Annotated in this window: 21 protein-coding genes; 10 read left to right on the top strand and 11 right to left on the bottom strand. The window is 66.4% G+C overall.

Annotation, left to right across the window (positions count from 1 at the left end):
- Nucleotides 1–5: 5 nt before the first annotated feature.
- The 4 genes from K940_RS0109260 to cofD all read right to left on the bottom strand — a co-directional run bounded on the left by K940_RS0109260 (nt 6) and on the right by cofD (nt 4,406).
- Nucleotides 6–1,253 (bottom strand): alkane 1-monooxygenase, encoded by a 1,248-nt coding sequence (locus tag K940_RS0109260; RefSeq protein ID WP_028477299.1) that lies wholly within the window; start codon nt 1,251–1,253, stop codon nt 6–8.
- Nucleotides 1,254–1,502: 249 nt separating this feature from the next.
- A complete protein-coding gene (locus K940_RS0109255) occupies nt 1,503–2,021 on the bottom strand; it encodes an NUDIX hydrolase (RefSeq protein ID WP_028477298.1) in 519 nt (172 codons plus the stop codon).
- Between the two features lie 43 nt (nt 2,022–2,064).
- Nucleotides 2,065–3,411, bottom strand: a complete 1,347-nt coding sequence (locus tag K940_RS0109250; protein ID WP_028477297.1) for a coenzyme F420-0:L-glutamate ligase — start codon at nt 3,409–3,411, stop codon at nt 2,065–2,067.
- Nucleotides 3,408–4,406: a 2-phospho-L-lactate transferase gene (gene cofD / locus K940_RS0109245; protein ID WP_051407036.1), complete on the bottom strand. Its 999-nt coding sequence runs from the start codon at nt 4,404–4,406 to the stop codon at nt 3,408–3,410. Before cofD ends, K940_RS0109250 begins: the two co-directional genes overlap by 4 nt.
- A gap of 465 nt (nt 4,407–4,871) precedes the next feature.
- Here cofD and K940_RS0109240 point away from each other — a divergent pair, with 465 nt between their 5' ends.
- The 7 genes from K940_RS0109240 to K940_RS0109205 all read left to right on the top strand — a co-directional run bounded on the left by K940_RS0109240 (nt 4,872) and on the right by K940_RS0109205 (nt 11,259).
- The gene (locus K940_RS0109240; RefSeq protein ID WP_051407035.1) at nt 4,872–5,129 is read left to right on the top strand and encodes a WhiB family transcriptional regulator; all 258 of its coding nucleotides are present in this window, start codon (nt 4,872–4,874) and stop codon (nt 5,127–5,129) included.
- Between the two features lie 123 nt (nt 5,130–5,252).
- On the top strand, nt 5,253–5,729 hold the full coding sequence (locus tag K940_RS0109230) for a metallopeptidase family protein (protein WP_028477294.1): 477 nt from the start codon (nt 5,253–5,255) through the stop codon (nt 5,727–5,729).
- Between the two features lie 162 nt (nt 5,730–5,891).
- Nucleotides 5,892–6,269, top strand: a complete 378-nt coding sequence (locus K940_RS0109225; protein ID WP_081706242.1) for a DUF3499 domain-containing protein — start codon at nt 5,892–5,894, stop codon at nt 6,267–6,269.
- Nucleotides 6,270–6,321: 52 nt separating this feature from the next.
- Nucleotides 6,322–7,698 (top strand): phosphomannomutase/phosphoglucomutase, encoded by a 1,377-nt coding sequence (locus K940_RS0109220; protein WP_028477292.1) that lies wholly within the window; start codon nt 6,322–6,324, stop codon nt 7,696–7,698.
- A 112-nt stretch (nt 7,699–7,810) separates the two neighbouring features.
- Entirely contained in the window at nt 7,811–9,013 is a 1,203-nt protein-coding gene (locus K940_RS0109215; protein WP_028477291.1) for a hypothetical protein, read from the top strand.
- Nucleotides 9,013–10,233, top strand: coding sequence for a mannose-6-phosphate isomerase, class I (manA, locus tag K940_RS0109210; protein ID WP_028477290.1), 1,221 nt, complete (start codon nt 9,013–9,015; stop codon nt 10,231–10,233). Before K940_RS0109215 ends, manA begins: the two co-directional genes overlap by 1 nt.
- 96 nt (nt 10,234–10,329) lie before the next feature.
- Nucleotides 10,330–11,259 carry a cation diffusion facilitator family transporter gene (locus K940_RS0109205; RefSeq protein ID WP_028477289.1) on the top strand — a complete coding sequence of 310 codons (930 nt, stop codon included), beginning with the start codon at nt 10,330–10,332 and terminating at the stop codon, nt 11,257–11,259.
- A gap of 81 nt (nt 11,260–11,340) precedes the next feature.
- Here K940_RS0109205 and K940_RS0109200 read toward each other — a convergent pair whose 3' ends face one another.
- The 4 genes from K940_RS0109200 to K940_RS0109185 all read right to left on the bottom strand — a co-directional run bounded on the left by K940_RS0109200 (nt 11,341) and on the right by K940_RS0109185 (nt 16,417).
- Complete coding sequence (locus K940_RS0109200) at nt 11,341–12,825, bottom strand: NAD(P)/FAD-dependent oxidoreductase (protein ID WP_028477288.1); 1,485 nt, start codon at nt 12,823–12,825, stop codon at nt 11,341–11,343.
- 70 nt (nt 12,826–12,895) lie between these two features.
- A complete protein-coding gene (locus K940_RS0109195; protein ID WP_028477287.1) occupies nt 12,896–14,203 on the bottom strand; it encodes a cytochrome P450 in 1,308 nt (435 codons plus the stop codon).
- 70 nt (nt 14,204–14,273) lie between these two features.
- On the bottom strand, nt 14,274–14,978 hold the full coding sequence (locus K940_RS0109190; RefSeq protein ID WP_028477286.1) for a TIGR03089 family protein: 705 nt from the start codon (nt 14,976–14,978) through the stop codon (nt 14,274–14,276).
- A 20-nt stretch (nt 14,979–14,998) separates the two neighbouring features.
- Nucleotides 14,999–16,417 carry an LCP family protein gene (locus tag K940_RS0109185; protein ID WP_036528015.1) on the bottom strand — a complete coding sequence of 473 codons (1,419 nt, stop codon included), beginning with the start codon at nt 16,415–16,417 and terminating at the stop codon, nt 14,999–15,001.
- 235 nt (nt 16,418–16,652) lie between these two features.
- Between K940_RS0109185 and rfbD the strand changes: the two genes are divergently transcribed.
- The 3 genes from rfbD to K940_RS0109170 all read left to right on the top strand — a co-directional run bounded on the left by rfbD (nt 16,653) and on the right by K940_RS0109170 (nt 19,741).
- The gene (rfbD, locus tag K940_RS27600) at nt 16,653–17,510 is read left to right on the top strand and encodes a dTDP-4-dehydrorhamnose reductase (RefSeq protein ID WP_036528078.1); all 858 of its coding nucleotides are present in this window, start codon (nt 16,653–16,655) and stop codon (nt 17,508–17,510) included.
- Nucleotides 17,511–17,722: 212 nt separating this feature from the next.
- Nucleotides 17,723–18,586 (top strand): glycosyltransferase family 2 protein, encoded by an 864-nt coding sequence (locus K940_RS0109175; RefSeq protein WP_028477284.1) that lies wholly within the window; start codon nt 17,723–17,725, stop codon nt 18,584–18,586.
- 75 nt (nt 18,587–18,661) lie between these two features.
- Nucleotides 18,662–19,741 carry a sugar phosphate nucleotidyltransferase gene (locus K940_RS0109170; protein WP_028477283.1) on the top strand — a complete coding sequence of 360 codons (1,080 nt, stop codon included), beginning with the start codon at nt 18,662–18,664 and terminating at the stop codon, nt 19,739–19,741.
- Nucleotides 19,742–19,781: 40 nt separating this feature from the next.
- Here the strand turns inward: K940_RS0109170 and K940_RS0109165 are convergent, their stop codons facing one another.
- The 3 genes from K940_RS0109165 to K940_RS0109155 form a co-directional block, all read right to left on the bottom strand.
- Nucleotides 19,782–20,057 (bottom strand): SelT/SelW/SelH family protein, encoded by a 276-nt coding sequence (locus K940_RS0109165; RefSeq protein WP_028477282.1) that lies wholly within the window; start codon nt 20,055–20,057, stop codon nt 19,782–19,784.
- 74 nt (nt 20,058–20,131) lie between these two features.
- Nucleotides 20,132–20,485 (bottom strand): hypothetical protein, encoded by a 354-nt coding sequence (locus tag K940_RS27595; RefSeq protein ID WP_231390296.1) that lies wholly within the window; start codon nt 20,483–20,485, stop codon nt 20,132–20,134.
- A gap of 142 nt (nt 20,486–20,627) precedes the next feature.
- Nucleotides 20,628–23,087: an AAA family ATPase gene (locus tag K940_RS0109155; protein ID WP_231390295.1), complete on the bottom strand. Its 2,460-nt coding sequence runs from the start codon at nt 23,085–23,087 to the stop codon at nt 20,628–20,630.
- Between the last annotated feature and the right edge of the window lie 217 nt (nt 23,088–23,304).

Below are 23,304 nucleotides of genomic sequence, written 5' to 3'. Positions count from 1 at the left end.
CCCGCTCATGCTCCAGTTGTTCGGGTGTCGCTGGCGCCGTAGCGCGCGAGTACCGTGTCGCGCTTGGCCGGGTGGATATTGGCGCGGATGATGTCGCCGTCGTAGTGCGCCAACACTCGCTTGTCCATGACCCTGCGCCACAACGGCGGAACGTAGGCGAGCAAGATCATCGTGGCGTAGCCGCTGGGCAGGTTCGGCGCACCATCCCAACTGCGCAGCGTCTGATACCGCCGAGTCGGATTCGCGTGATGATCACTGTGCCGCTGCAGGTGGTAGAGGAAGACATTGGTGACGATGTGGTCGCTGTTCCAGCTGTGCACCGGCGCGGCACGCTCGTAGCGCCCACTCGCAGTACGCTGCCGAGCCAACCCATAGTGCTCCAAGTAGTTGACCGCCTCCAACAAACTGAAAGCGAAGACGGCCTGCGCAATCAGATACGGCAGCAACCCGATACCGAAGACTGCGACCAAGACCGTGAACAACACAACCGACATCAGCCAGGCACCGAGGATCTCGTTGTGTCGGCTCAATGGCCGCTTACCCAGCCGATGCAAGCGGTCTCGCTCCAAACCCCAAGACGACTTCACGCTGCCCCAGACGGTTCGCGGCCAGAAGGCCCAGAACGATTCACCCAGTCGGGCGCTCGCTGGGTCTTCCGGGGTTGCGACCTTCACGTGGTGGCCGCGGTTGTGCTCGATGTAGAAGTGGCCGTAGAACGACTGCGCCAAAGCGATACGTGACAGCCAGCGTTCCAGATTCACCTTCTTGTGCCCGAGTTCGTGCGCGGTGTTGATCGCGAGGCCACCGACCACTCCGATACTGACCGTCAAGCCGATCTTGTCGACCAGATGTAGGCCATTGTCCAACCCGAGCCAACCCACTTCGTCGGCGGTGAGCAGATAGCAAGCGATGAACAACGTCACGTACTGGAACGGCAAGTACACATAGGTGAGGTAGCGGTAGTACTTGTCGTTCTCCAGGTACTCCATCATCTCGTCGGGCGGATTCTCACCATCCGGACCGAAGAAGATGTCCACCGCCGGGATCAAAACGTACAGAATGATCGGACCGAGCCAGAACAGCACGTGCCCGGCAGCGCTCCAGCCGAGTGTGTTGAATGCCCAGACCAACGGGAGGACGATCGTCATCAGACCGGTGGGAACGAACAATCCCAAAACCCACATGTAGCGCTTGCGGTCGCGCCATCCTGGCACGTCGACTGCTCGCGCCGACCCCTCGACTTCTGTCGACATCGCCGCCTCCCGTCCATCGGCACATCGCCTGTGATGTGCATTACTCACAATGTGGACAATATTGGCAAACGTGTCATATGTCTAGACAAATTTTTCATTTTGTAAACACGGTGAGGTCCGGTTCCGGCAATGCTGTGGAGCCTGCCGTGGCCGGGACTCCACAGCGACATCAACGGCGCGATCGCCGGTTCCGACCTGCCGAGGATCCACCGACGCCAACGCGCACGTGGTGTCTCTCGCAGCGAAATGTCAGCGCACGAGAACCTCAGCGCTGTCCGGCAGCGCGTCGATCGGCCACCACCGCAGGTCGACGGACTCGCTGCTGCGGATCGGCACGGCACCTACCGGGGCGGTGATCCGGAACAGCAGGTCCAAGTGCCTGGTCGGCACACCGAGGGAGCAGGTGATCGGATGGGCCTGAGCACCGTACAGCCCCGGCGCCATCCGCAGCCCCTCGATGCCGGACTCCTCGACAGCTTCACGCAACGCCGCGTCGGCGACGGAGTCGTCGGTGTCCTCACAGTGCCCGCCGAGCTGTATCCAGCGACCGACGCGAGGATGCAGCGTGAGTAGCACTTCGCGACCATCGTGCGAGTAGACCACTGCAGACGCGGTGATGTGTCCGGGGACGTGCTCGCGCAGACACCCGCGCGGCGCCGACCCCAGGAACGCCAGGATGGCCTCACGCAGCGATCGATCGGATTCGGTGTCGGGGTGCCACGATTCGAGCAACCCCGTCGCCGAGACGTGCAGCGATTCCGCGCTCACCGACGATCCTCACGCGTGCCGGCCCAGCACGATCGAAGCATCGTCACCGCTCGACCAGCCCGACGTCGACGCCCGAAACCGACCGCGGGCTCAATTCCTCTATGGGATGGCCGATAGCGATAGCGCCCAAGGGATCCCAGTCGTCGGCCAGCCCCAGAATGTCGCGAGTGACCCCGGGGGCGAAGATCGTCGATCCGATCCAGCAGCTGCCGAGCCCCTCGGTGGCCAAGGCGACCAGCAATCCCTGCACGGCCGCACCCACCGCAACAGTGAACATGGTGCGCTCGTTGGCGCGCCGGCGCTCGTCCGGGTAGTCGTGCGCCCCGTCGGGCACGCAGAACGGGATGATCACCTCCGGAGCATCGAACAGGATGCGGCCCCGCGCGATCCGCCGTTCGATCCGGTCCCGCGAGAGCCCATCGGCAGTGAGATCGGCCCGCCACTGCTGGGCCATCGCCTCGAGCAACTGGGTGCGCAGGCCCGGTGTACGCACCCAAACGAACCGGACCGGTCGGGTGTGGTGCGGGGCAGGCGCGGTCAATGCGACCGACACCGCGGCACGGATACGCTCCGGGTCCACCGGCTCGTCGGCGAACTGCCGTATCGAGCGACGCAACAGCACAGCCTCCCGCCGCCCTCGCTCGATGGCCTCGGCCGTACCGAGCCAGAACAGATCCTCGGCCCCGCCGCGCAGCAGGTCCGTTGCGCTGGACCCGTCGTCCGCGATCGGAAACCCACGCACCACGGCGACAGGTACACCGCCGAGTTTACCTTTCACCAGGTCGCCGGCCGCCGCAAGCTCATCGGCTACCGCAACTTCGGTGACTTGCAGTTCATTGCCCTGGACGTCGACCGCGCCGCCGTAGCCGTGCAGCACCCGCAGCCCGGCCGCGCCGACGGCCGCGTCGGTCTGACCGTTGCGCCACGCGCGACCCATGGTGTCGGTGACGATCACTGCGACCGTCACGCCCAAGCGTTCGATCAGCGCAGCGCGCAACGCCCGAGCACTGGCGTCCGGATCGGCGGGGAGCACAACCAGTTCGCCCTGCTCGACATTGGACCCGTCGACTCCGGAGGCCGCCTGCACGATGCCGAGCTTGTTCTCGGTGATCAGCGTGCGCCCCTTACGCGCGAGCACGCGTACGGCTTCCTGGTCGATGAGCCGCCTCCGGGCGATGTCGCGGTCCTCGGGGTCCAGTGGGGCAGCCACGATACGGCCCTCGGCCTTGGCGACGACCTTGCTGGTGACCAGGAGAACGTCACCATCGGCCAACCAGGGCGCGCACTGCGCGATGTGCTCGGCGAGATCGTCACCGGGGCGAAATTCGGGAAGCCCGGTGACAGGCAGAATGCGCAGCTCGTGCGCGGCGTGATCGACAGATATGGTCACGGCTCCACTCCGGCCAGCTCGAGCGCCCGACGCACCATTTCGCCGGTGGTCGACGGATCGGTCATCAACAAAGGCACGCTGCGTACCTCGACACCAGGGACGTCGGCGGTGTCGGTACTGTGTACCAGCCAGCCGTCCAGGATTCCGGTGGCCGAGCGCGCGCCATAGTGCCGGCCGATCGCTTCGGCCGTGGTCTCCACTCCGATCACCGACAAACACTCGTCGGCCATGCCACGCAACGGCTTTCCGCCGATGACACCGGATACGCCGATCACCGCAGCAGGAGTGGTGCGCAACGCGCCCCGGATTCCGGGCACCGCAAGGATGGCGCCTATGCTGACGACGGGGTTCGAGGGGGCGAGCAGGACCACATCGGCGGCATCTATGATATCGATCACATTTGGCGCCGGTTTTGCTTCGTCGGCGCCAATTGTGGCGAATCCATGGGTAGGGATGTTCCCACGGTGGCGAACCCACCACTCTTGGAAATGGATCGCACGCCGTTCGCCGGGGTTGCCCGGTTCGGACACAACAACATGGGTTTCACACCGATCATCAGTTGCCGGGATCAGTTTCACGCCCGGTTGCCATCGCTTGCACAGCGCTTCGGTCACCGCGGAGAGTTGGTACCCTGCGCGCAACATTTCGGTACGGATCAGATGTGTAGCGATATCGCGGTCTCCCAAACCGAACCAGTCGGGCTGTGCGTGATATTTCGCAAGTTCCTCCTTGGCATGCCACGTCTCCCCCACCCGCCCCCAACCACGGTCGGTATCGATGCCGCCGCCGAGGGTATACATACATGTATCGAGGTCGGGGCAGATTCGGAGGCCATGCATCCATACGTCGTCGCCGACATTGACGATCGCGGAGACATCGGCCTCGGGCAGCAGTTCCCGAACCCCTTGAAGGAAACGTGCGCCACCGACGCCGCCGACCAGCACGGCGATCCGGGGCCCCTTCACGGGCGCGGCGTCTGCTTGTTGTCCAGTCACATCCACACACCCTATGCGTTGGCGTGGCGACTTCCATTCGGAGTCAATTTGCTATCTATTTGCTATTGCAGTGCACAAGATCGATTCGGAATGCGGCTCGGGATAGTAACGGAATAGCGTCGACAGCTTGACCATCGACGCGTCCGGCGTGTCTAATCTCAGTCATGTCATTCCAGGCTCGCGCGAGAGACCAAGCCGCGAGCGGGTTTTCGAACAGATGTTCGCACAGGGATGACGGGTTCGGGGACGTCCGCGGGACAACGTCGCGGGGTATGGCCGTCGACGCACAGGTTGGCTCGACGGAAAGAAGCATTCTGCGCTAACACACAGTGAGGAGGCGGAGCGATGGCCCATGAGATGGTCTCGCCGACCGATTCCACCGCAGGCGCAGCACGTGGCGTCTGCGCAGACAACGGCCGGCACGACGAAGCAGGGGGTGATGGAGTCGCAGCCCCGCAGCTCAGCCTGGTCGTGGCGGGTTTCGATGAGATATTCGACTCCATCGAAGAGCAGTGGCAGGAGCGCGCGCTGTGCGCCCAGACCGATCCGGAGGCGTTCTTCCCCGAGAAGGGCGGCTCGACCCGCGAAGCGAAACGGATCTGCATGGGATGCGAAGTACGCGACGAGTGCCTGGAATACGCTCTCGCGCACGATGAACGCTTCGGCATTTGGGGCGGGCTCTCCGAGCGGGAGCGCCGACGCCTCAAGCGCGGCATCGGCTGAAGGTGCGTGCGCGAGGCTCGGAGTCGCCCGTCGGACCGGACGACTCCGAGCACATGCGACCCGACGAGATGGTCGTGTGCCTCGATGCAGGCGATACGAGCCGGCTGGCCTAGATTTCCTGTCATGGCACGTTCCCGTAAGCGTCGACCACCGACCGCACGGTCGGTGACCCGCCGCGGCCGCGGCGTGCGCGGGCCGGTGCTGCCACCCACGGTGCCCGCGTGGCGGACTCGCGGCCAGAAGTTCGACCGTTTGGTGCTGGAGGCGTTCGCCCCCTTGGACACCCGTTGGCACGATCGCCTCACCAAACTCGACATCGCCGTCGACGATGTACCGAAAATCCGTCCACTGCATCCCGATTCGGTCACCTGGCCCGACGAGGTGGTCGCCGACGGTTCGGTCCCGCTGTCGCGGCTCATCCCTGCCGGAGTGGACCGACACGGAGCGGCGACCCGGGCGCGGGTGGTGCTGTTCCGCAAGCCGCTCGAGCTTCGCGCCAGCGATCCGGACGATCTGGTGGACCTTCTCCGCGAGGTGCTGGTCCAGCAGGTTGCGACCTACCTCGGCGTCGAACCGGACGTCATCGATCCGGAAGACTGAACTGCACCGGCCGGCGTGATGCGTGCGCTCGAATGTCCTTGCCCAGCAGAGCGGGCGGCTGCAGGCCGCCAACGTCATTGCGCAGACAGCAGACCGAAGCGCTTCGCGCGTGTCTGTCCCCATCGGCCCGCCCGGGGGGTTACCCTCATCGGCGTGATTCCCATGCGTCGTTGCTGCCGACCAGGTTGCAAGAATCCGGCCGTCGCGACGCTCACGTATGTGTACTCGGACTCCACGGCAGTGGTGGGGCCGCTCGCGACGGTCGCCGAACCGCACTCCTGGGATCTGTGCGAGACACACGGCTCACGAATCACCGCTCCGAAGGGATGGGAGTTGGTTCGCCACGAAGGCGGATTCTCCTCCAGCACACCGGATGACGACGACCTGACCGCTCTTGCGGAGGCGGTGCGCGAGGCAGGTCTACGCCGGCGGCCACCAGAACGCGAGCAACGCGGCTATCCCGACCGCACCCCGCCACCGCGCACGACACGCACCGGCCGGCGCGGTCATCTGCGGGTGCTACCCGACCCGCCCTCCTGACCGGACCGGGACGATGTCGGACCGACCCGACGCAACCACTAGGGTGTTGGGCATGACAGTCGCGCGCTCTGCCGAATCCGTGAATGCGGTGATCAAGGCGTACGACGTTCGCGGCGTGGTCGGTGATCAGATCGACGCGGAATTCGTCGAGGACGTCGGAGCTTCGTTCGCTCGACTGATGCGCGGCGAGGGCGCGCGCCGGATCGTCGTCGGTCACGACATGCGGGACTCCTCACCAGCATTGTCGAGGGCTTTCGCCGACGGTGCGCAGAGCCGAGGGCTGGACGTGGTGCACATCGGCTTGGCCTCGACAGACCAGTTGTACTTCGCCTCCGGCTACTTGGACTGCCCTGGCGCCATGTTCACCGCCAGCCACAACCCCGCCCGATACAACGGCATCAAACTGTGCCGGGCGAAGGCGCGTCCGGTCGGCCAGGACACCGGCTTGGCCGCCATCAAAGCCGAACTGACCGAGGGAGTACCCCCCTACTCGGGCGGCCGCGGTGCAACCAGCGAACTCGACCTACTCGGCGAGTATGCCGCTTTCCTCCACGGCTTGGTCGATCTCGGCGCCATCGGCCCCCTCACCATCGCAGTGGACGCCGGCAATGGCATGGGCGGCCACACCGTACCGGCAGTGCTGGACTCGCTGCCGCAGGTCACCATCGTTCCGCTGTATTTCGAACTGGATGGCAGCTTCCCGAACCACGAAGCGAACCCGATCGATCCGGCGAACCTGGTCGACCTGCAAAAGCTCGTGCGCGACTCCGACGCGGACATCGGCCTGGCCTTCGACGGGGATGCCGACCGGTGCTTCGTGGTCGACGAGAACGGCGACCCGGTGCCCTCGTCGGCGATCACCGCCTTGGTCGCCGAACGTGAGCTCGCCAAAGAACCGGGCGCCGTCATCATCCACAACCTGATCACCTCACGTGCGGTTCCGGAGTTGGTGCGTCAGCTCGGCGGGACGCCGGTGCGCACCCGGGTGGGCCACTCCTTCATCAAGCAAGAAATGGCTGCATCCGGAGCCGTGTTCGGCGGCGAACATTCCGCGCACTACTACTTCCGTGACTTCTGGGGCGCCGACTCCGGCATGCTCGCGGCTCTGCACGTGCTGGCCGCGCTGGGCGAGGCACACAGGCCGATGTCCGACCTGATGTCGTCGTATGCGACCTACGCCTCCTCCGGTGAGATCAATTCCACCGTGGCCGATGCCCACGAGCGGACAATGGCCGTTGTGGACGCATTCGCAGACCGGGCACACGTGGTGGATCGGCTGGACGGGGTCACCGTCGAGTTGGCGGACAATGCGTGGTTCAATTTGCGCGCGTCGAATACCGAACCATTGCTGAGGTTGAATGTCGAGGCCCGGTCACCGGAGGAAGTAGACGCACTCGTAACCGAGATCCTCAGCGTCGTGCGCTCCTGACTGGAATAGTGGAATCACAGGCCTTGGATTCGCCCGGCTCACGGTGCCAACCGGACCGGGCGGGCGCAGTGGCCCGAACGATACAGCGCGATGAGGGGAGGTGGGACGCCCGATGATCGCTGGGACACCGGTGCTCGACCTCGACGATGCCGCTTCACTCGAAGCTGCCGATGCCCAGGGCGCCCTGCGCTCGGCCGCCTCCGGTGGCGCCCAGGTGCGGGCCACCGCGGCGGCCGTCGGTGAGGACGCGCTGACTCGCTTGGCCGATCTGCGACCACGCAGCGTGGTGCTGGTCTCCGGTTCCGGACGCGCCGCCCGCGCCGCCGGGCTCTTGGTCGCAGCGCTCGGTGACCGCGTGAGCCTACCCGTCGTACCCACGGCCGCCCTCCCGCCCTGGGTGGGTCCGTTGGATGTCGTGCTGGTCGCCGGTGACGACGCGGGCGATCCTCGACTGATCGACGCGGTGGACCGGGCGCTACGCCGCGGGGCCGAAGTGGTCGTCGCCGCGCCACACGAAGGCCCGCTGCGCGCGATCGCGGCCGGCCGCGCCCATCTGCTGGAGCCGCGAGTGCCGGTACTGGGCCACAACCGCCTGCTGCGGTTCTTGGCCGCTGGAATAGCGGTGCTGCGGGCAGCCGACCCGCTACGGGCCGGCGCCGCCATCCCCGAGCTCACCGCATTGGCCGATGTGCTGGACGCGGAGGCGCTGCGCGACGGGCCACGCAACGAGGTCTTCCACAACCCGGCCAAGACATTGGCCGCACGCATGCAGCGGCACGGCATCGTGTTCGCGGGCGATTCACCCGCAGCCGCTGAACTGGCCGAGCATGCAGCCGAAGTACTCTTGCAGTCCGCAGGCAAGGTCGCCGCCGCGGCGAACCTGGCCGAAGTCGCCGCGGCGAAAGCTCGCATAGCGGAAGCAGCGGGCGGATCCGCCCCCGATTTCGACCCACTGTTCCACGACGAAGAGCTCGACGGACCTCCCCCGGTTCAGCGGGTCTGGGTGTTCGTGCTCAGTGCCGATCGAGATCGGGCTGCCGCGCGGCGCCGCGTCGCCATCTTCGGCGCCGGCGAGTCCCGGGTGATGGACGCCGACCTGATCAACCCCGACGTCGACCTACTCCATACCGAAACGACCGATGGCGCCGCGCCTGTCGGGGCCCGCGCGGAGGACTCCACGTCCGAGTACGGCACCGAACTGGAACAGCTCGCGGTGCTCGCGCTACGACTCGAGATGGCGGCCGCCTACCTAGGGCTGATCGGCGGGCGGGTAGCCGGCGGCGACGGCTCGAGGCAGTACGGGGGAAGCTTCTAGTGCACGAACTCGTTGGTGCGTTGCGCTCATATGCCTGGGGTTCGCGCACCGCACTCGCTCAATTGTGTGGCCGACCAGTGCCTTCCGCACACCCGGAAGCCGAACTGTGGTTCGGCGCCCATCCGGCCGACCCTGCGCATGTGAAAGTCGGTGAGCACACCACGTCGTTGCTGGACATGGTCGCAGCCGATCCGGACAAGGAACTCGGACCTGCCGCACCGAAATTCGGTGGCAAGCTGCCGTTCCTGCTCAAGGTCCTGGCGGCCGAGGAGCCGCTGTCGCTGCAAGCGCATCCGAGTGTGGCGCAAGCCAGGACCGGTTTCGATCGGGAGAATCGGGCGAAAGTTTCGATGGACTCCCCCTTACGCAACTATCGGGACGAAAACCACAAACCCGAACTGATCGTCGCATTGGATCGATTCGAAGCGCTGGCGGGCTTCCGCAATCCGCACCGCACCGTCGATCTGCTTCGCGCAGTTGCACCGGAAGGGTTGGGTTCCTACGCTGATCTGCTTGCTGCCCAACCTGATTCGGCCGGCCTACGAACCTTGTTCACCACGTGGATCACCCTGCCGCAACGCGTACTCGCGACCCTGCTACCCACAGTTCTCGACGGCTGCGTGGAATATCTGTCCGCAAAGGGGCCACACGAGTTCTCCATGGAGGCACGCACAACGCTCGAGCTCGCCGAGGCCTACCCCGGTGACGCGGGCGTACTGGCAGCGCTACTGCTGAACCGAATGACGCTGGAACCCGGCCAAGGACTATTCCTCGCAGCCGGCAATCTGCATGCCTACCTTCGTGGACTCGGTGTGGAGATCATGGCCAACTCGGACAACGTGCTGCGCGGTGGCCTCACCCCCAAACACGTCGACGTACCGGAACTACTGCGCGTATTGGACTTCGAACCGATCGATCTGCCGGTCGTGCTGCCGGAACCGGCGGGCGACGGGTCGGTTCGATATCGCACGCCTGCGCCCGAATTCGCCTTGCGGCGCTTCGACCTCACCGCAGGCTCCGCGCACGTACCTCTGACCGCGGTAGGACCAGGCATCGTGTTGTGCACCGCGGGAAGGGTACGCCTGCTGCAGAACAGCTCTTCGTTGGAGCTTTCACGAGGTGGCGCTGCCTGGATTTCGGCGGTCGACACAGATATTCGAGCGCAGGCCGTCGAAGGAGCCGGCCAATTGTTCAGCGCGTCCGTCGGCACACCTGCCTGACCGATCCACAGCGTGCGCCGAAGCGGCACCATCGTGCACCGACAGGTAGCGTCCTAGCTTGTTCGCGGGTGGTCGCAACAGAGAGGACACGTCTCCATGTCTACTGGTGGTGGCAGGAAAGCAATTCTCGCTGCGCTGACCGCGAATGCGGGAATCGCCATAGCGAAGTTCATCGGTGCGGCGATCACCGGCTCGGCGTCGATGCTCGCCGAGGCCGTGCACTCCGTCGCCGACACCGGGAACCAAGGACTACTGCTGCTCGGACAGCGACGCGCGGCGAAAGAGGCGGACGAGTTGCACCCCTTCGGGTATGCCCGCAGTCGCTACTTCTATTCGTTCATCGTGGCCCTGGTGCTGTTCACCCTCGGCTCGTGCTATGCGATCTATGAAGGCATCCACAAGATTCAGCATCCACAGGAATTGAACTCGCCGATCGTTGCGATCGTCATCTTGACGATCGCAATCGCACTGGAGATCTACAGTTTCTCCACAGCAGTGAGCGAATCCAGGCCATTGAAGGGCGAGGCGAGCTGGTGGCGGTTCATCCGCAACTCGCGGAGCCCGGAGCTGCCAGTCGTGCTGCTCGAAGATACCGGCGCACTCGTCGGGCTGCTCTTCGCACTCGCCGGCGTCAGCATGACCATGCTCACCGACGACCCGATCTGGGACGGCGTGGGCACCCTGGCCATCGGCGGACTGCTCGGCGTCATCGCCGTCGTGCTGATCGTGGAAATGCAGAGTCTGCTGATCGGCGAAGGCGCCACCCCAGAGGAGAATCGGCAGATCTGGGCACATGTGGTCGACAACACCCGCATCGATCGAGTCATTCATCTCCGAACGCAATACCTCGGCCCGGACGAGCTGCTGGTGGCGGCGAAGGTCGGTGTGGTCCCCGATCTGGATATCGCAGCGATTGCGCAGGCCATCGACGACGCGGAGTCCCGCGTCCGCGCGGCAGTTCCCGCCGCACGCGTCATCTACCTGGAACCCGACCTCTATCGCAGCACCGACGCCGCCACGCAATAGGTCTCGATTCCCGACACAGTGGTCGCTCGTCGTAGCGACCCCGGCATTCGGCTGTGGTCTTCGTCGTGTTCTGCAGGCCGTTCACGGCAACCTCGGTATGGGACGACGCAGCAACTCGAGCGGATCGATATCGATCGCGAAGCGATCGCGCAGGGCATGACCAGCCGCGTACAGACCGTTCATTCCGTGTACACCGGGACCGGGAGGGGTCGCGGACGAACACAGGTACACACCGGGAATGGGCGTAGCGTAAGGATTCCAGCGTGCAACGGGACGGAAGGCGAACTGGCGCAGGTTCATCGCGCCGGCGCTGATGTCACCACCGACATGATTGGCGTTGTGCGTAGACATTTCCGCTGCCGTGCGGACGTTCACCGCCACGATCAGGTCAGCAAAACCCGGTGCGAACCGTTCTATTTGAGTGATCACCTCGGCGCTGACGTCACGTGCGGAGCCGTTCGGCACGTGAGCATAGGTGTAGAAGGTATGACCGCCCGCAGGAGCGCGCGTGGGGTCGACCACACCGGGCTGTATGGCCAGCACGTAGGGCCGCTCGGCATGCCGGCCCACGGCAACGACCCGTTCGGCGACCATGGCCTCGGTCCGAGTGCCGATCAGGTGCAGCGTTCCCGCCGCCGCGCAGCCTTGCGCGCGCCAGGGGACCGGTCCCGACAGCGCGAAGTCGACTTTGCAGGCCGCACCGCCGTATCGGAAGCGGCGCAGCCGGTCTGCGTAGCGTACGGGCAGCCGATACTCTGCGATACGCAGCAGTTCTGCGGGAGCGAGGTCGAGCAGAACGGCGCAAGGAGTGTCGGATCTGGTCGGGACGAACTCGTCGAGCGAGTCGACCCGACAGCCGGTGTGCACCCGACCACCGAGCCGCTCGAGTTCGGCGATCAGGGCATCGGGGATCACCTGACTGCCGCCGCGCGGAATCACCCAGCCCCCCGTGTGGGCAAGGGTGCCCAACAGCATCGCGGCGCCCGCTGCGGTGATGGCGCGCGGTCGGACGATCGCGTGCGCGGCGACGCCGGTCAACAAGGCCGGCGCGAGTTGCTCGCGAAATCTGACTCCCCACAGCGGCGAGCCCTGTTCCAGGACCCGCAACCCGAACCGGATCGCGGTGGTCGGTCCGGACGGCACACGACGCAGATCAGACATCGCGATATCGACCACATCGGGCCAGTGCCGAACCAATGGCTCGAACATCGCGCGCCACGCACGACCGTCTCGGCCGAGTCCTTCGACGGTCCGATCCAGGTCCCGCCACGCCAACGCGGCCACGCCGCCGTCGAGCGGATGCGCGTAGGAAATCTCTGGCGCCAGGAGTTCGACGCCATGCGCGGTCAGGTCGAAGGCACGAAATACGGGTGATGCCAACGCCATGGGATGCGCGCCGGCACATACATCGTGTCGATATCCCGGTATGGTCGATTCGGCGGTGCGTGCTCCGCCGCCGGCGGTCGCCTCGGCCTCGTAGACCTCCACACCGAGCCCCGCGCGGGCCATGATCACTGCAGCGGCAAGCCCGTTCGGCCCGGAGCCGACCACCACCACGTCCGCCATGCGCCCACGCTACCGCCTTGCCGTCGAGCGAGGGGCGAGCTACGTCCGGGCAGACGCCATCGTTCGATGATCAGGCCGGTATCGGTTCGGGCACCGGCGCCCGACGCCCGAGTTCGACCGGCATCCGCGCACAACCATGCACGGTGAACAGCCGGCGCCGCTCCAGCGGACCGGCCAAGCGAAGATCGGGAAACCGCTCGAACAGGGCTCGCAGTGCATATCCGGCCTCCATTCGAGCCAAACGGGCGCCGAGGCAGGAATGGACACCGCTGCTGAAGGCGAGGTGTTCGCGGGCGTTGTCGCGCCCGATATCGAACCGCAGCGGGTCGCTGAAAGCGCCCGGGTCGCGGTTGGCGCCGGCCAGCGACACGATCACCGTATCGCCCTCCCGGAGCTGGACCCCGCCGATCTCCACGTCGGCCGACGCGGTGCGGGTGGTGGTCTGCACGGGCGGATCGAAACGCAGAATCTCCTCGACCGCGTTGGGCCACAGCTGCGGCTCATTACGCAACCGCTGCAGCTGATCGGGATGAGCCAACAACTGCACGACACCGTTACCGATCAGGTTGACCGTGGTCTCGAAGCCCGCGCCCATGAGCAGGCTGCCGGTCGCCGCGAGCGCGTGAGAGTCCAGCTCACCTCCGCTGACCAGGCTGCTGAGGATGTCCTCGCCCGGATCCAGACGCAGCCGTTCGATGTGGGAGCCGAGGTAGTCGTTCATCTGGTCCATGGCCGACAGCGCCGCCCGGTGCGTGCGCCATGGGATGCCGATGTCCAACAACGGTGTCATCCGATCGCCCCAGTGGAGAAATCTGGCCTGGTCCTCATCGGGGAAGCCGAGCATCTGCGAGATGATCGCGATCGGCACGCGGACGGCGAACGCTTGGATCAAATCCACCGTGCACCGCGTGGGCAATCTGGCCAGCAACTCATCGGTGACCGTCTCGACCCGATCACGGAGCCGCTCGATGGCGCGCGGGGTGAACGCGGACGCCACCGGTCTGCGCATCCGCGTGTGCTCCGGCGGGTCGATCACCAGCATCGACGGCGGCTCGACCGGACTCGGTGGCAGGGGAAAGCGCTTGGCGAGCGAGCGGAGCGGTTCCGGGGCGGTGTAGTCCCCGACCGGGCGTACGCCGAAACGGCTGTCGCGCAGCATGGAGCGACACAGCTCGTAGTCGAACGTCGCCCACGCGATCGGAGTGTGCACCAATCTGCCCTCTGCACGCAACCGCTCGATCAGCGGATACGGGGCCGCCCATCCGGTGTGTCCACCCCACAACTCGGCGAACGGATCGCCCCGACGGGCTTGGAGGCGCATCACCAGACGTGGTATTCCCTGCGCCGACACCCAGTGGAACCAATAACGTGATCTCATTGCGCAATCCCGTCGTTCGTGCAATGCCACCACCGTACAGAAATGCACCCGCCTGGACGGCGGACCCAGCTCAGCGCAGCTGCGCAGTCACTCGCTCCGACGCGATACGCCGCTCCCGCAGACCGGGGTCGGGGTTGACCACCTGGACCAACGACGCACCCGCGACGAGGACCGCGAGGTATCCATCGATCAGCTCGGCGGGGGTGTCCCACGGCGCACTGGACAACACCCGATCACCCTCGGAAATGCCCTGCCAGATCGCAGACTTTCGCGCCGCGGCGAGCACGTCGGCCACCGGCATGCCATCCAGGGCCACCCCGGCTCCACGGGCCAGGAACTCGTCGCCGTGTACCCGCACCGAGGTCGCGAAGTCCGTGACCCCTACGGGCAGATCCCGCACAGGCGCGCCCATTGCGTCCAGGGACAACACCGCGACCTCGCCGACACCGTCCGCCTCGTCCAGTCGGTTCGGAGTGGTCAGGGCCAGGTCGGCGTCCGCGTCGGCATGCAGCACCACTTCGGTACCCGCCCACCAACAGCCCAGCAACACTGCGGCGGTCTGCCAGTGTGCGGGCAGTAGCGCGGCGACCCGCGAACCCGGGCTCAGACCGAACTCGTCGCGAATCAAGTTGGCGGTTTTCGCCGCCCAGTTCGCCAAGGTCAGGCCGGACAGCTCGATCCGCGCTCCGATGGCGTCGTCGTAGTAGGTGACGCGGGGCCGAGCAGGTTCTCGAGCAAGCATCGGATCGAGTACCGCTTCGGCGAGGGTGTGCATCTGGTGTGAGTTACGCATGTTCAGTTCACGCATTTCGGTCCGGTGTGACCTGCATCGATCGGTAGGGCGGATGGGACGGGGGCGACCGAGGTCGCGGTGGCGGACGGATCGAACACCCGGCTGGCCGCGGAGCCCGGACCAGAATAGTCGCTCGCCAGTACGACCCTCACCGCTTCGGGCGACAGTGCCGGATCTGCGAGAATCGACAGTCCACCGAGCGCCTCGGACACCGCCCGAGCCGACGCGCTCGAGGTGGTCGAGGCGAAGATCCGACTGCTCGTCACTGCCGGGCCGGCGTAGTTGGTCACTGTGCCACGACCGAAACCGGTGGCGCTGAGCCTCCCGGCCACCTCGGCAGCCAATCCGTCGACCGTGCCAGCGTTGTAGACGCTGACGGTCACCGTCGCGGGGTCGGTGACCGGCTCGGAGTCACCAGCGGTCTCGCCATCGCCGACCAGGGAGGCGACGAAGGTCTCGACCGACTCGACATCGACGTCGATCACCGACTCGCCGCTGCTGGTGGATGCGTCGGGATCGGTCACTGGAATGGTCACGAAGGTCACCTGTTGGCCGGACAGCTCGTCGAGTCGCCGCAAGAACGCCAGCGCATCCCACCGTTCGTCGAGCACGACAGTGCGCCCGACCGCCGCGCCGAGCCGCTCGAGTCCGGCCGGGTTGCTCAGGGTCTTCGCGCTGAGCACTTGTCCTACCAACTGCGCCATGAACACCTGCTGGCGCACGATGCGATCCAGGTCGCCGCGCGGCAGACCATGCCGCTGACGCACGAAACTCAATGCCTGTACCCCGTTGAGGCGTTGGCGGCCCGCAGGGAAGTCGGCGCCGGACATCCAATCGTCGACGCGGTGGTTCAGGCATATCTCGACTCCGCCGACAGCATCGGTGAGCAGTACGAAACCGAGCAAACTCACCTCCGCGTAATGGTCGATGGTGACACCGGTGAGCGTGGCCACCGTTTCGATCAGCGCCTGCCTGCCCGCCCGGGTGGCCTGGCGCCACGCTTCGGCCTCGGCGACACCTCGTCCCAACAACGTCGACCGACGGGTCTGCGCGGTGGCGCCGTACACCGAGTTGATCTTGCCCATTCCGCCACCTGGAATACGCACGTAGGAGTCCCGCGGAATCGAGATCGCGGTGGCCGACCGGCCGTCGCTCGGGACTCGCAGCAACACGATGGTATCGGTGTTGGTGCCGACCTCGTCGCCGGCATGCAGCATCGCGCGCTCGTGGTCGGACAATGGGTTGCCGTGGGCATCACTGCGGCTGTCCATACCCACCATCAAGATGTCGACCGCTCCATCTCGCCCGCCACCGAGACCCAGGCCATCGATACGCTCGATGGTGGAGACCAGCGCGTCCACGCCGCGCCAGGCGAAACCGGTGAGCACGAGCACGACAGCAGCCGTGGTCGCGGTGACCATGCGCAACGTGCGCCGAGACGACACCGCGGGCCGTACAGGCGGCCGCGACGACACGACCGGACCTCTCCACTGCGACACTGCGCATCCTCTCGCCGACACCGAGACCTGCCACACCTGGGAGACTGCCGCGCCATCACCTACTTTCGGCCCAATTCTCGGCCCCGGGCGCGGCATGTCGAACGAACGATCGTTTCCGATAGCGTCGACCGCGAACAAACGTGCCACACTTGCGCCCGTGACCGACCTCACCACCGTCGACTCCACCGTATCCGGCCGCCTCGTCGTCACCGGGGCAGGCGGCCAGGTGGGTCGGGAACTTCTGCGCCTCGCCCCGGCCGCGCGCGGCTTCGCGCGCAGTGCGCTCGACATCACCGATTCCGCCGCGGTGCGCTCGGTTCTCGCGCCCGGCGACGTGGTGGTGAACTGCGCGGCCTACACCGCGGTGGATCGAGCCGAAACCGAAACCGAAACCGCCTTTGCGGGCAATGCGACCGGACCGGCAGTCCTGGCCGCCGCGTGCGCGGCGGTCGATGCCCGACTGATCCATCTGTCGACGGATTACGTCTTTGCGGGCACGTGCCGTCGACCATACGACACGACCGATCCGACCGGACCGTCTTCGGTGTACGGCAGGTCCAAGCTCGCCGGTGAACGAGAAGTGCTCGCGCACTGTCCGAACGCTCATGTGGTCCGTACCGCGTGGGTATACGCCGGACGCGACGGCGATTTCGTGGCGACGATGCGACGTCTGGAACGGGAGCGCGACACAGTCGATGTCGTCGACGACGAGGTCGGCTCCCCCACCTACGCCGCCGATCTGGCCGGCGCACTGTTGGAACTGGTTACGCGCCCGGACGCGGCACGGGTGCTGCACGCCACCAATTCCGGCGCCGCCAGCCGATTCGACCTTGCGCGCGCAGTTTTCACCCTGGTCGGAGCAGACCCCGACCGAGTGCGCCCCTGTGACTCCTCGAGGTTTCCCAGACCCGCACGCCGCCCGGCCTATTCGGTCTTGTCTCCGCGGTCCTGGGACGCGTCCGGGCTGACTCCGCTGCGAGACTGGCGCACGGCATTGCGGCAAGCCCTGGCGTGACGGTCGGTCCACACGCCAGCGCGTGATCGTCGGACTACACGCCAGAGCCTGATCGTCGGGCTACACGCCAGGGTGTGCTCGTCGGACTAGGGTGGGCGGATGTGAACGAGCGCAGCGAGCGGACCCTCGACCCAGCAGCTACCGCTGACGGTGCGTCCGAGCGTCGAGGGAGCACCACCGGAAGTGATCCGAATTCCGATGCGCCCGCCCAGGTGGCCGTCGTCACTGTCACCTACTCACCGGGTGCACATCTCGTGCACTTCATCACTTCGCTCGCCGGGGCCACCACGGCGAATCCCCAGGTGATCTTGGCCGACAACGGGTCGGTGGACGGCGTGCCCGAGCAGGTCGCACAGAATCACGCACAGGTGCGGCTGCTGCCCACCGGCGGCAATATCGGTTATGGCGGCGCGATCAACCGCGCGGTCGCGGAGATCGACCCGGCCGTCGAGTTCATCGTGATCGCCAATCCGGACATCCGCTGGGGCGCCGGGTGCATCGATACACTGCTCGCGGCGGCGAAACGCTGGCCACGCGCGGGCGCGCTCGGTCCCCTGGTGCGAGAGCCGGACGGCAGGATCTACCCTTCGGCCCGTCGGGTACCGGGGCTGCTCGACGGTGCCGGGCACGCGGTGCTGGGCACGCTGTGGAGGTCCAACCCGTGGACTCGCCGCTATCGACAGGACACCGAGCACATATCCGAGCGGCCAGTCGGATGGCTGTCCGGGTCGTGCCTGCTGGTGCGGCGCGCAGCCTTCGATTCGATCGACGGCTTCGACTCGCGGTACTTCATGTATCTGGAGGATGTCGACTTCGGCGATCGCTTGGGCAAGGCCGGGTGGCACAACGTGTTCGTGCCCGATGCCGAGGTCTCCCACGCCCAGGGGCACGCAGCCGAACGCCACCCAGAGGTGACACTGTCCGCTCATCACGCCAGTGCCTACCGCTTCCAGGCCGATCGACATCCGCGCTGGTGGCAGGCCCCACTGCGATTGGCTTTGCGGGCCGGACTTGCGGTGCGCGCAAAGATTGCGGTTCGATCTGCCCTGCGCCGTCGGGCGCGCGGCGCAGGATAACGGCCGAAGCAACAACCAGCCGCGGGCGACCACGGACGCCGCGAGCGAGAACAACAGTGTGGACAGGGGAGCGTGATGACAGGAAATGCCGGCACCGATGCTGTGATCCTGGTCGGCGGCCAGGGCACGCGGCTGCGTCCGCTGACGCTCTCGGCACCGAAACCCATGCTGCCGACGGCGGGACTGCCCTTCCTGACCCATCTGCTGGCCCGCATCGCCGAAGCGGGGATCACTCATGTAGTGCTGGGTACCTCGTTCAGAGCCGAAGTGTTCGAGGAGCACTTCGGCGACGGCTCCGAACTCGGGCTGGAGCTCGAGTACGTCACCGAGACCGAACCACTGGGGACCGGAGGCGGGATCCGGAACGTTCTGCCCAAGCTGCGCGCCGATACGGTGATGGTCTTCAACGGAGACGTGCTCGGGGGCAGCGATCTCGGGGCGGTGCTCGACACGCACGAGGCGGCACGCGCAGATGTGACGCTGCATCTGGTGCGGGTCGGCGACCCCCGCGCATTCGGCTGTGTGCCGACCGACGACCACGGTCGGGTCACTGCGTTCCTGGAGAAGACCCAGGACCCGCCCACCGACCAGATCAATGCCGGGTGCTACGTGTTCCGCCGCGAATACATCGAGAAGATCCCGGTCGGACGCCCGGTCTCGGTGGAACGGGAAGTATTCCCCGCACTCTTGGCCGAAGGCGCGCACATCCACGGTCACGTCGACACCTCCTACTGGCGCGACATGGGCACCCCCGAAGACTTCGTGCGCGGCTCGGCGGACCTGGTGCGTGGCATCGCCCCCTCCCCCGCGCTACCGGGCCAGCGGCGCGAATCACTGGTCCACCCCAGCGGGGGTGTCGCTCCCGGCGCGGTACTCATCGGCGGCACGGTCATCGGCCGCGGCGCCGAAATCGGAGCGGGAGCGCGCTTGGACGGTGCGGTCGTTTTCGATGGTGCGGTCATCGAGGCGGGCGCCACGGTCGAACGCTCGATCATCGGCTTCGGTGCACGCATCGGTCCACGAGCGCTGATTCGCGACGGCGTCATCGGTGACGGCGCGAATATCGGCGCTCGTTGTGAGCTGCTGCGCGGCGCTCGTATCTGGCCTGGGGTGGAACTCCCCGACGGCGGCATCCGATTCTCCACCGACGTGTGACGACCCGGCCGCGAGCCGAATGCCGGCCGCGGCGGTGACGTCAGTCGCGCCGGTCCAGGTGACCGAGGTCGCGACTGGGCGCGACCCGGTCACGCACTCGCTGCTTGAGGGTCGCGATGTCGGGAAACCCACCGTCGGCCTTGCGCTCCCAGATCTGTTCACCGTCGACGGTGATTCGAAAAATGCCCCCCGAGCCCGGGACGAGCGCAACCTCACCCAATTCGGTGTCGAAGGTGCTGAGCAATTCTTGCGCCATCCAACTCGCGCGCAGCAGCCAGCGGCATTGGGTGCAGTACTCGATCACGACTCGTGCCATGCTCGCCGACGCTACCGGCCGATGTGGCGCGCCGGCCGAACAGGTCGATCCGGGCAGCGCCGCACGGCGGTGACTCACTCTCGGCAGCCACCGACTGCGTCCAACCGAGCAATGATGGCGATGGTCTGTTCCCGCCAGCGACGTAGATCGGTGACGCTCGGCGCGAGTTCGTAGTCGTGGTGATGAGCCGCGCGCGACAGCGCCGTCCACAGCACCGCCACCTCGGCTGCCACATCCGGTCCCGCGAATGCCCGCAGCGCGATGAGCTGTGCCCGCATCGGGCAACGAACCAACGCCGGCGCCACACCCAACCACAGGTCGTCGACGGCTTGCTCCACAGCGATCCGCAGGATCCATGCTGTTGCCCGCGACCACAATCCGCCCGCGGCCGTGACCGACCCAGCGAGCAGTAGATCGACAGTGTCCATGCGCTCGATCATCGACGGACGAGACACACGGGGTCCGGACTCCCCGTTCTGCGGGGCTCGCGCACCGTGCCGGGCAGAACGGCCGCGCCCAGTGCGCGCACGCCGTGCTCCGGAGGACCGACGTCGCCCGCTCATCAGCGCTTCACTGGGCCAACCACGCCACGAACTTCTCGGTCGCTCGGATCAGTTCGCGCATGTTTCGTCCGATCGGCACATGCGCCGCCGCGGTGGTGTCGCGCAACGCCTCTACCACCCATCGCCCCTCCCGTGCCATCAGGTTCTTGTTCAGATCGTCGATCTTGCTGCCGACACCGAACACAGCCAATGCCACCTTCGCCCTCGTCGAGTGCGCGGAGTCGATGTGGCGCTCCACCTCACCATGATTCATGCCTGTAGCAAGGAGAGTGCGCCGGGCCCGAGCCAGACTGGCCGCCTCGACCGCCGAACGACAGCAGGTGGCCACCAGTTCGTCGGCAATGGATGGCGGCAACTGCGGCGTGCGTACCAGCGCGCGGGCGTCGTCGAGATAGCGTCGGATCGGGTCGCTGGACGTTCGCACCTCGACCACCGAGCGGTCGCGACGCTGTACCTCGAGCACCGTCACCTCGAGGTGCATTCGTCGCGCCGCCTCCGCGAGCCGCTCGTCGTGCGTGAAGACCACCACTTGACGGGCTCTGGCCACCGTGGCCAATACGTGTGCCAGTCCGTCTACCTTTGCCGGGTCCATCGCCTGAACCGGGTCGTCGATCATGACGAAACGAAAAGGGCTCTCCGCAACCGTGGCACGCGGCAGGAACAACGAAAGCCCGAGGGCATGCAACTCGCCTTGGCTCATCACGCCCAACGCGGCACCGTCCACGTCGTCCACGGTCACATCGAGCAGCACCCGGCGCGCGGTGCCCGTGTTGCCCTGTAGGCGAATCGCGCCGAGCTCGACATTGCTCTGCTGCCGCAAGGTACGCCACACCCACTGCGCAGTGGTCTCCAACGGAGACATACGCTCACCGCGCAAACCTGCGGTTGCGGACTTCAACCACTCTTCCGCCTTCTTTGCTGTGCGCAGTTCGGCTGCGTGCGCGGCGACCTCGCGCGCACCGGACAACCAGTGCGCGATCTGCGCGACCAACGGGGTCCACACTTCGTCCAGACGATCGAGTTCTTTGCGGATGCCCCGTTGCAGGAGCTCGAGTTGATCCACCAACCGGACGTGTGCACCGCGCAGCCTGTCCGGCAGGTCCGGCGCGTAGTCGGCGGCGGCCAGCGCAGCCCACTCCGCCCAGGCACGCCGCGCCGCACCGGTGTCCACCGATGGCGGGTTGCGTGGGTCGAATTCCAACACTGCCGGAACCGGATCCGGAAGCGCCAACGCCGCACGCACCGCGTTCTCGAGCTCCGCGCGCGCCGTGGTGAGCGCCGAACGGCGGGCGGCGAGTTGCGCAAGGACGGAATCGGTCTCACGAGCCCACGCCTGGTCGAGCGTACCGTGCCCGCAGACCGGGCACGGACAGGTTCCGGTCAGCGCGCGGTGCTCACGAGCGCCACGCAACAGCTCCAGGACCCGCAGATCGACCTCGGCATCGGTCGTGGACCTCTTGGCGATGGCCGCGCCGCAGACTTCGAGTCGGGCGGCGACCTCCTCGACCTCTGCCACGGCAGGAACCGTCAGCCGAGCGATCGCCCGCAAGCTGTCCGGCAGAACCGGATCGTCCACCGTCCCGCGCAGCTCACGACCGATCGCAGCCAGATCCGGCTGCGCCGGACGCAACAAGCCGGCCACACGCACCGCACGGTCGTCGGCCACCGACCCGAGCACCTCCAACAGATCCAGCCGTTGCTGACGTGAATCCCGCACGGCCCGTTCGAGCTCCAAGCGCCGTGCTCGGATCCGCTCCTGCGCCAAGGTCAGCTCGTCGAGCCCGAGCAACTGGTGCAGTGCGTCGAACAGATCACTCGGCTTACCGTCGACCAACGCACCCAGTTCGCTATAGGACAGGAAGGGACGGTAGAGCTCGAGTTCGGTCGACCATCTGTCTTTGGCGAATTCCGTTGGCGGACCCAGCGCACGCTGCTGAATCCAGCGCGCCTCGGGAAGGTCCGCATCGGCCTCCCACCGTGTACCGATGGTCAACTCCGGCGCAGACCCACCAGTGAGCAGCTCCAGCTCGATACGGGCCCCCGCACCGTCGTGCAGGTTGCGCCACCCTTCGCGCCACGCGGCCGACCGACCATCCCACCGGCGGTTTCCGCCGGTCATGGCGAATTCGGCAGCTTCGGCGAAACTCGACTTGCCGCTGCCGTTGCGACCGACGACCAGCGTGAGGCCCGGCCCGGGCGGTAAGTGCAGCGTGGCTTCCGGACCGATGCCGCGAAAACCGCAGACGCGAATGGCGCGCAGAAAGATGCCGGAGTGTTCGAACGGCTCTACCGTAGAGTCGGATTCGACGTCACCGAGGGCACGGCGCACGACCCGGGCGACCGACGGTGTCACCGCAGTGTCTTGCGCGAGACGCCGGTGCACGATAGTCGGCAGGCGAGGCGCCTCGCCCGCCATGCCGGCTCGGACGGTATCGGCATCCGAGCACATGCGGGGATCCAAGCACATGCGAAATCCCTCCCCATCGAGCCGGCACGCGTTCCGCTGCCGGTGCACGGTGCCTTCATCGAAGCGAAACGCTACCGGATGACGCTCGAATCGCCCACCCGCGCCAGCGTGCATCCACCCTGGGGACGGCTTGCGAATCTGCCTGTGGGGACGGCTTGCGAATCTGCCCGTGGGGAAGGTTGTGGCCATCGACATGCCTGTCCCGTTCATCGATGTC

Source organism: Nocardia sp. CNY236 (assembly GCF_000482385.1).
In the GTDB taxonomy this organism is placed as follows: Bacteria; Actinomycetota; Actinomycetes; order Mycobacteriales; family Mycobacteriaceae; genus Nocardia.
This window is presented reverse-complemented; position numbering and strand designations above follow the sequence as displayed.

What these genes read in the sequence shown, in the direction of transcription:
- K940_RS0109260 (WP_028477299.1), bottom strand. Translation starts at nt 1,253, where the DNA reads ATGTCGACAGAAGTCGAGGGGTCGGCGCGAGCAGTCGACGTGCCAGGA.
- K940_RS0109230 (WP_028477294.1), top strand. Translation starts at nt 5,253, where the DNA reads ATGGCACGTTCCCGTAAGCGTCGACCACCGACCGCACGGTCGGTGACC.
- K940_RS0109225 (WP_081706242.1), top strand. Translation starts at nt 5,892, where the DNA reads ATGCGTCGTTGCTGCCGACCAGGTTGCAAGAATCCGGCCGTCGCGACG.
- K940_RS0109220 (WP_028477292.1), top strand. Translation starts at nt 6,322, where the DNA reads ATGACAGTCGCGCGCTCTGCCGAATCCGTGAATGCGGTGATCAAGGCG.
- K940_RS0109215 (WP_028477291.1), top strand. Translation starts at nt 7,811, where the DNA reads ATGATCGCTGGGACACCGGTGCTCGACCTCGACGATGCCGCTTCACTC.
- K940_RS0109205 (WP_028477289.1), top strand. Translation starts at nt 10,330, where the DNA reads ATGTCTACTGGTGGTGGCAGGAAAGCAATTCTCGCTGCGCTGACCGCG.
- K940_RS0109200 (WP_028477288.1), bottom strand. Translation starts at nt 12,825, where the DNA reads ATGGCGGACGTGGTGGTGGTCGGCTCCGGGCCGAACGGGCTTGCCGCT.
- K940_RS0109195 (WP_028477287.1), bottom strand. Translation starts at nt 14,203, where the DNA reads ATGAGATCACGTTATTGGTTCCACTGGGTGTCGGCGCAGGGAATACCA.
- K940_RS0109190 (WP_028477286.1), bottom strand. Translation starts at nt 14,978, where the DNA reads ATGCACACCCTCGCCGAAGCGGTACTCGATCCGATGCTTGCTCGAGAA.
- K940_RS0109185 (WP_036528015.1), bottom strand. Translation starts at nt 16,417, where the DNA reads ATGGTCACCGCGACCACGGCTGCTGTCGTGCTCGTGCTCACCGGTTTC.
- K940_RS0109170 (WP_028477283.1), top strand. Translation starts at nt 18,662, where the DNA reads ATGACAGGAAATGCCGGCACCGATGCTGTGATCCTGGTCGGCGGCCAG.
- K940_RS0109165 (WP_028477282.1), bottom strand. Translation starts at nt 20,057, where the DNA reads ATGGCACGAGTCGTGATCGAGTACTGCACCCAATGCCGCTGGCTGCTG.
- K940_RS27595 (WP_231390296.1), bottom strand. Translation starts at nt 20,485, where the DNA reads ATGGACACTGTCGATCTACTGCTCGCTGGGTCGGTCACGGCCGCGGGC.
- K940_RS0109155 (WP_231390295.1), bottom strand. Translation starts at nt 23,087, where the DNA reads ATGTGCTTGGATCCCCGCATGTGCTCGGATGCCGATACCGTCCGAGCC.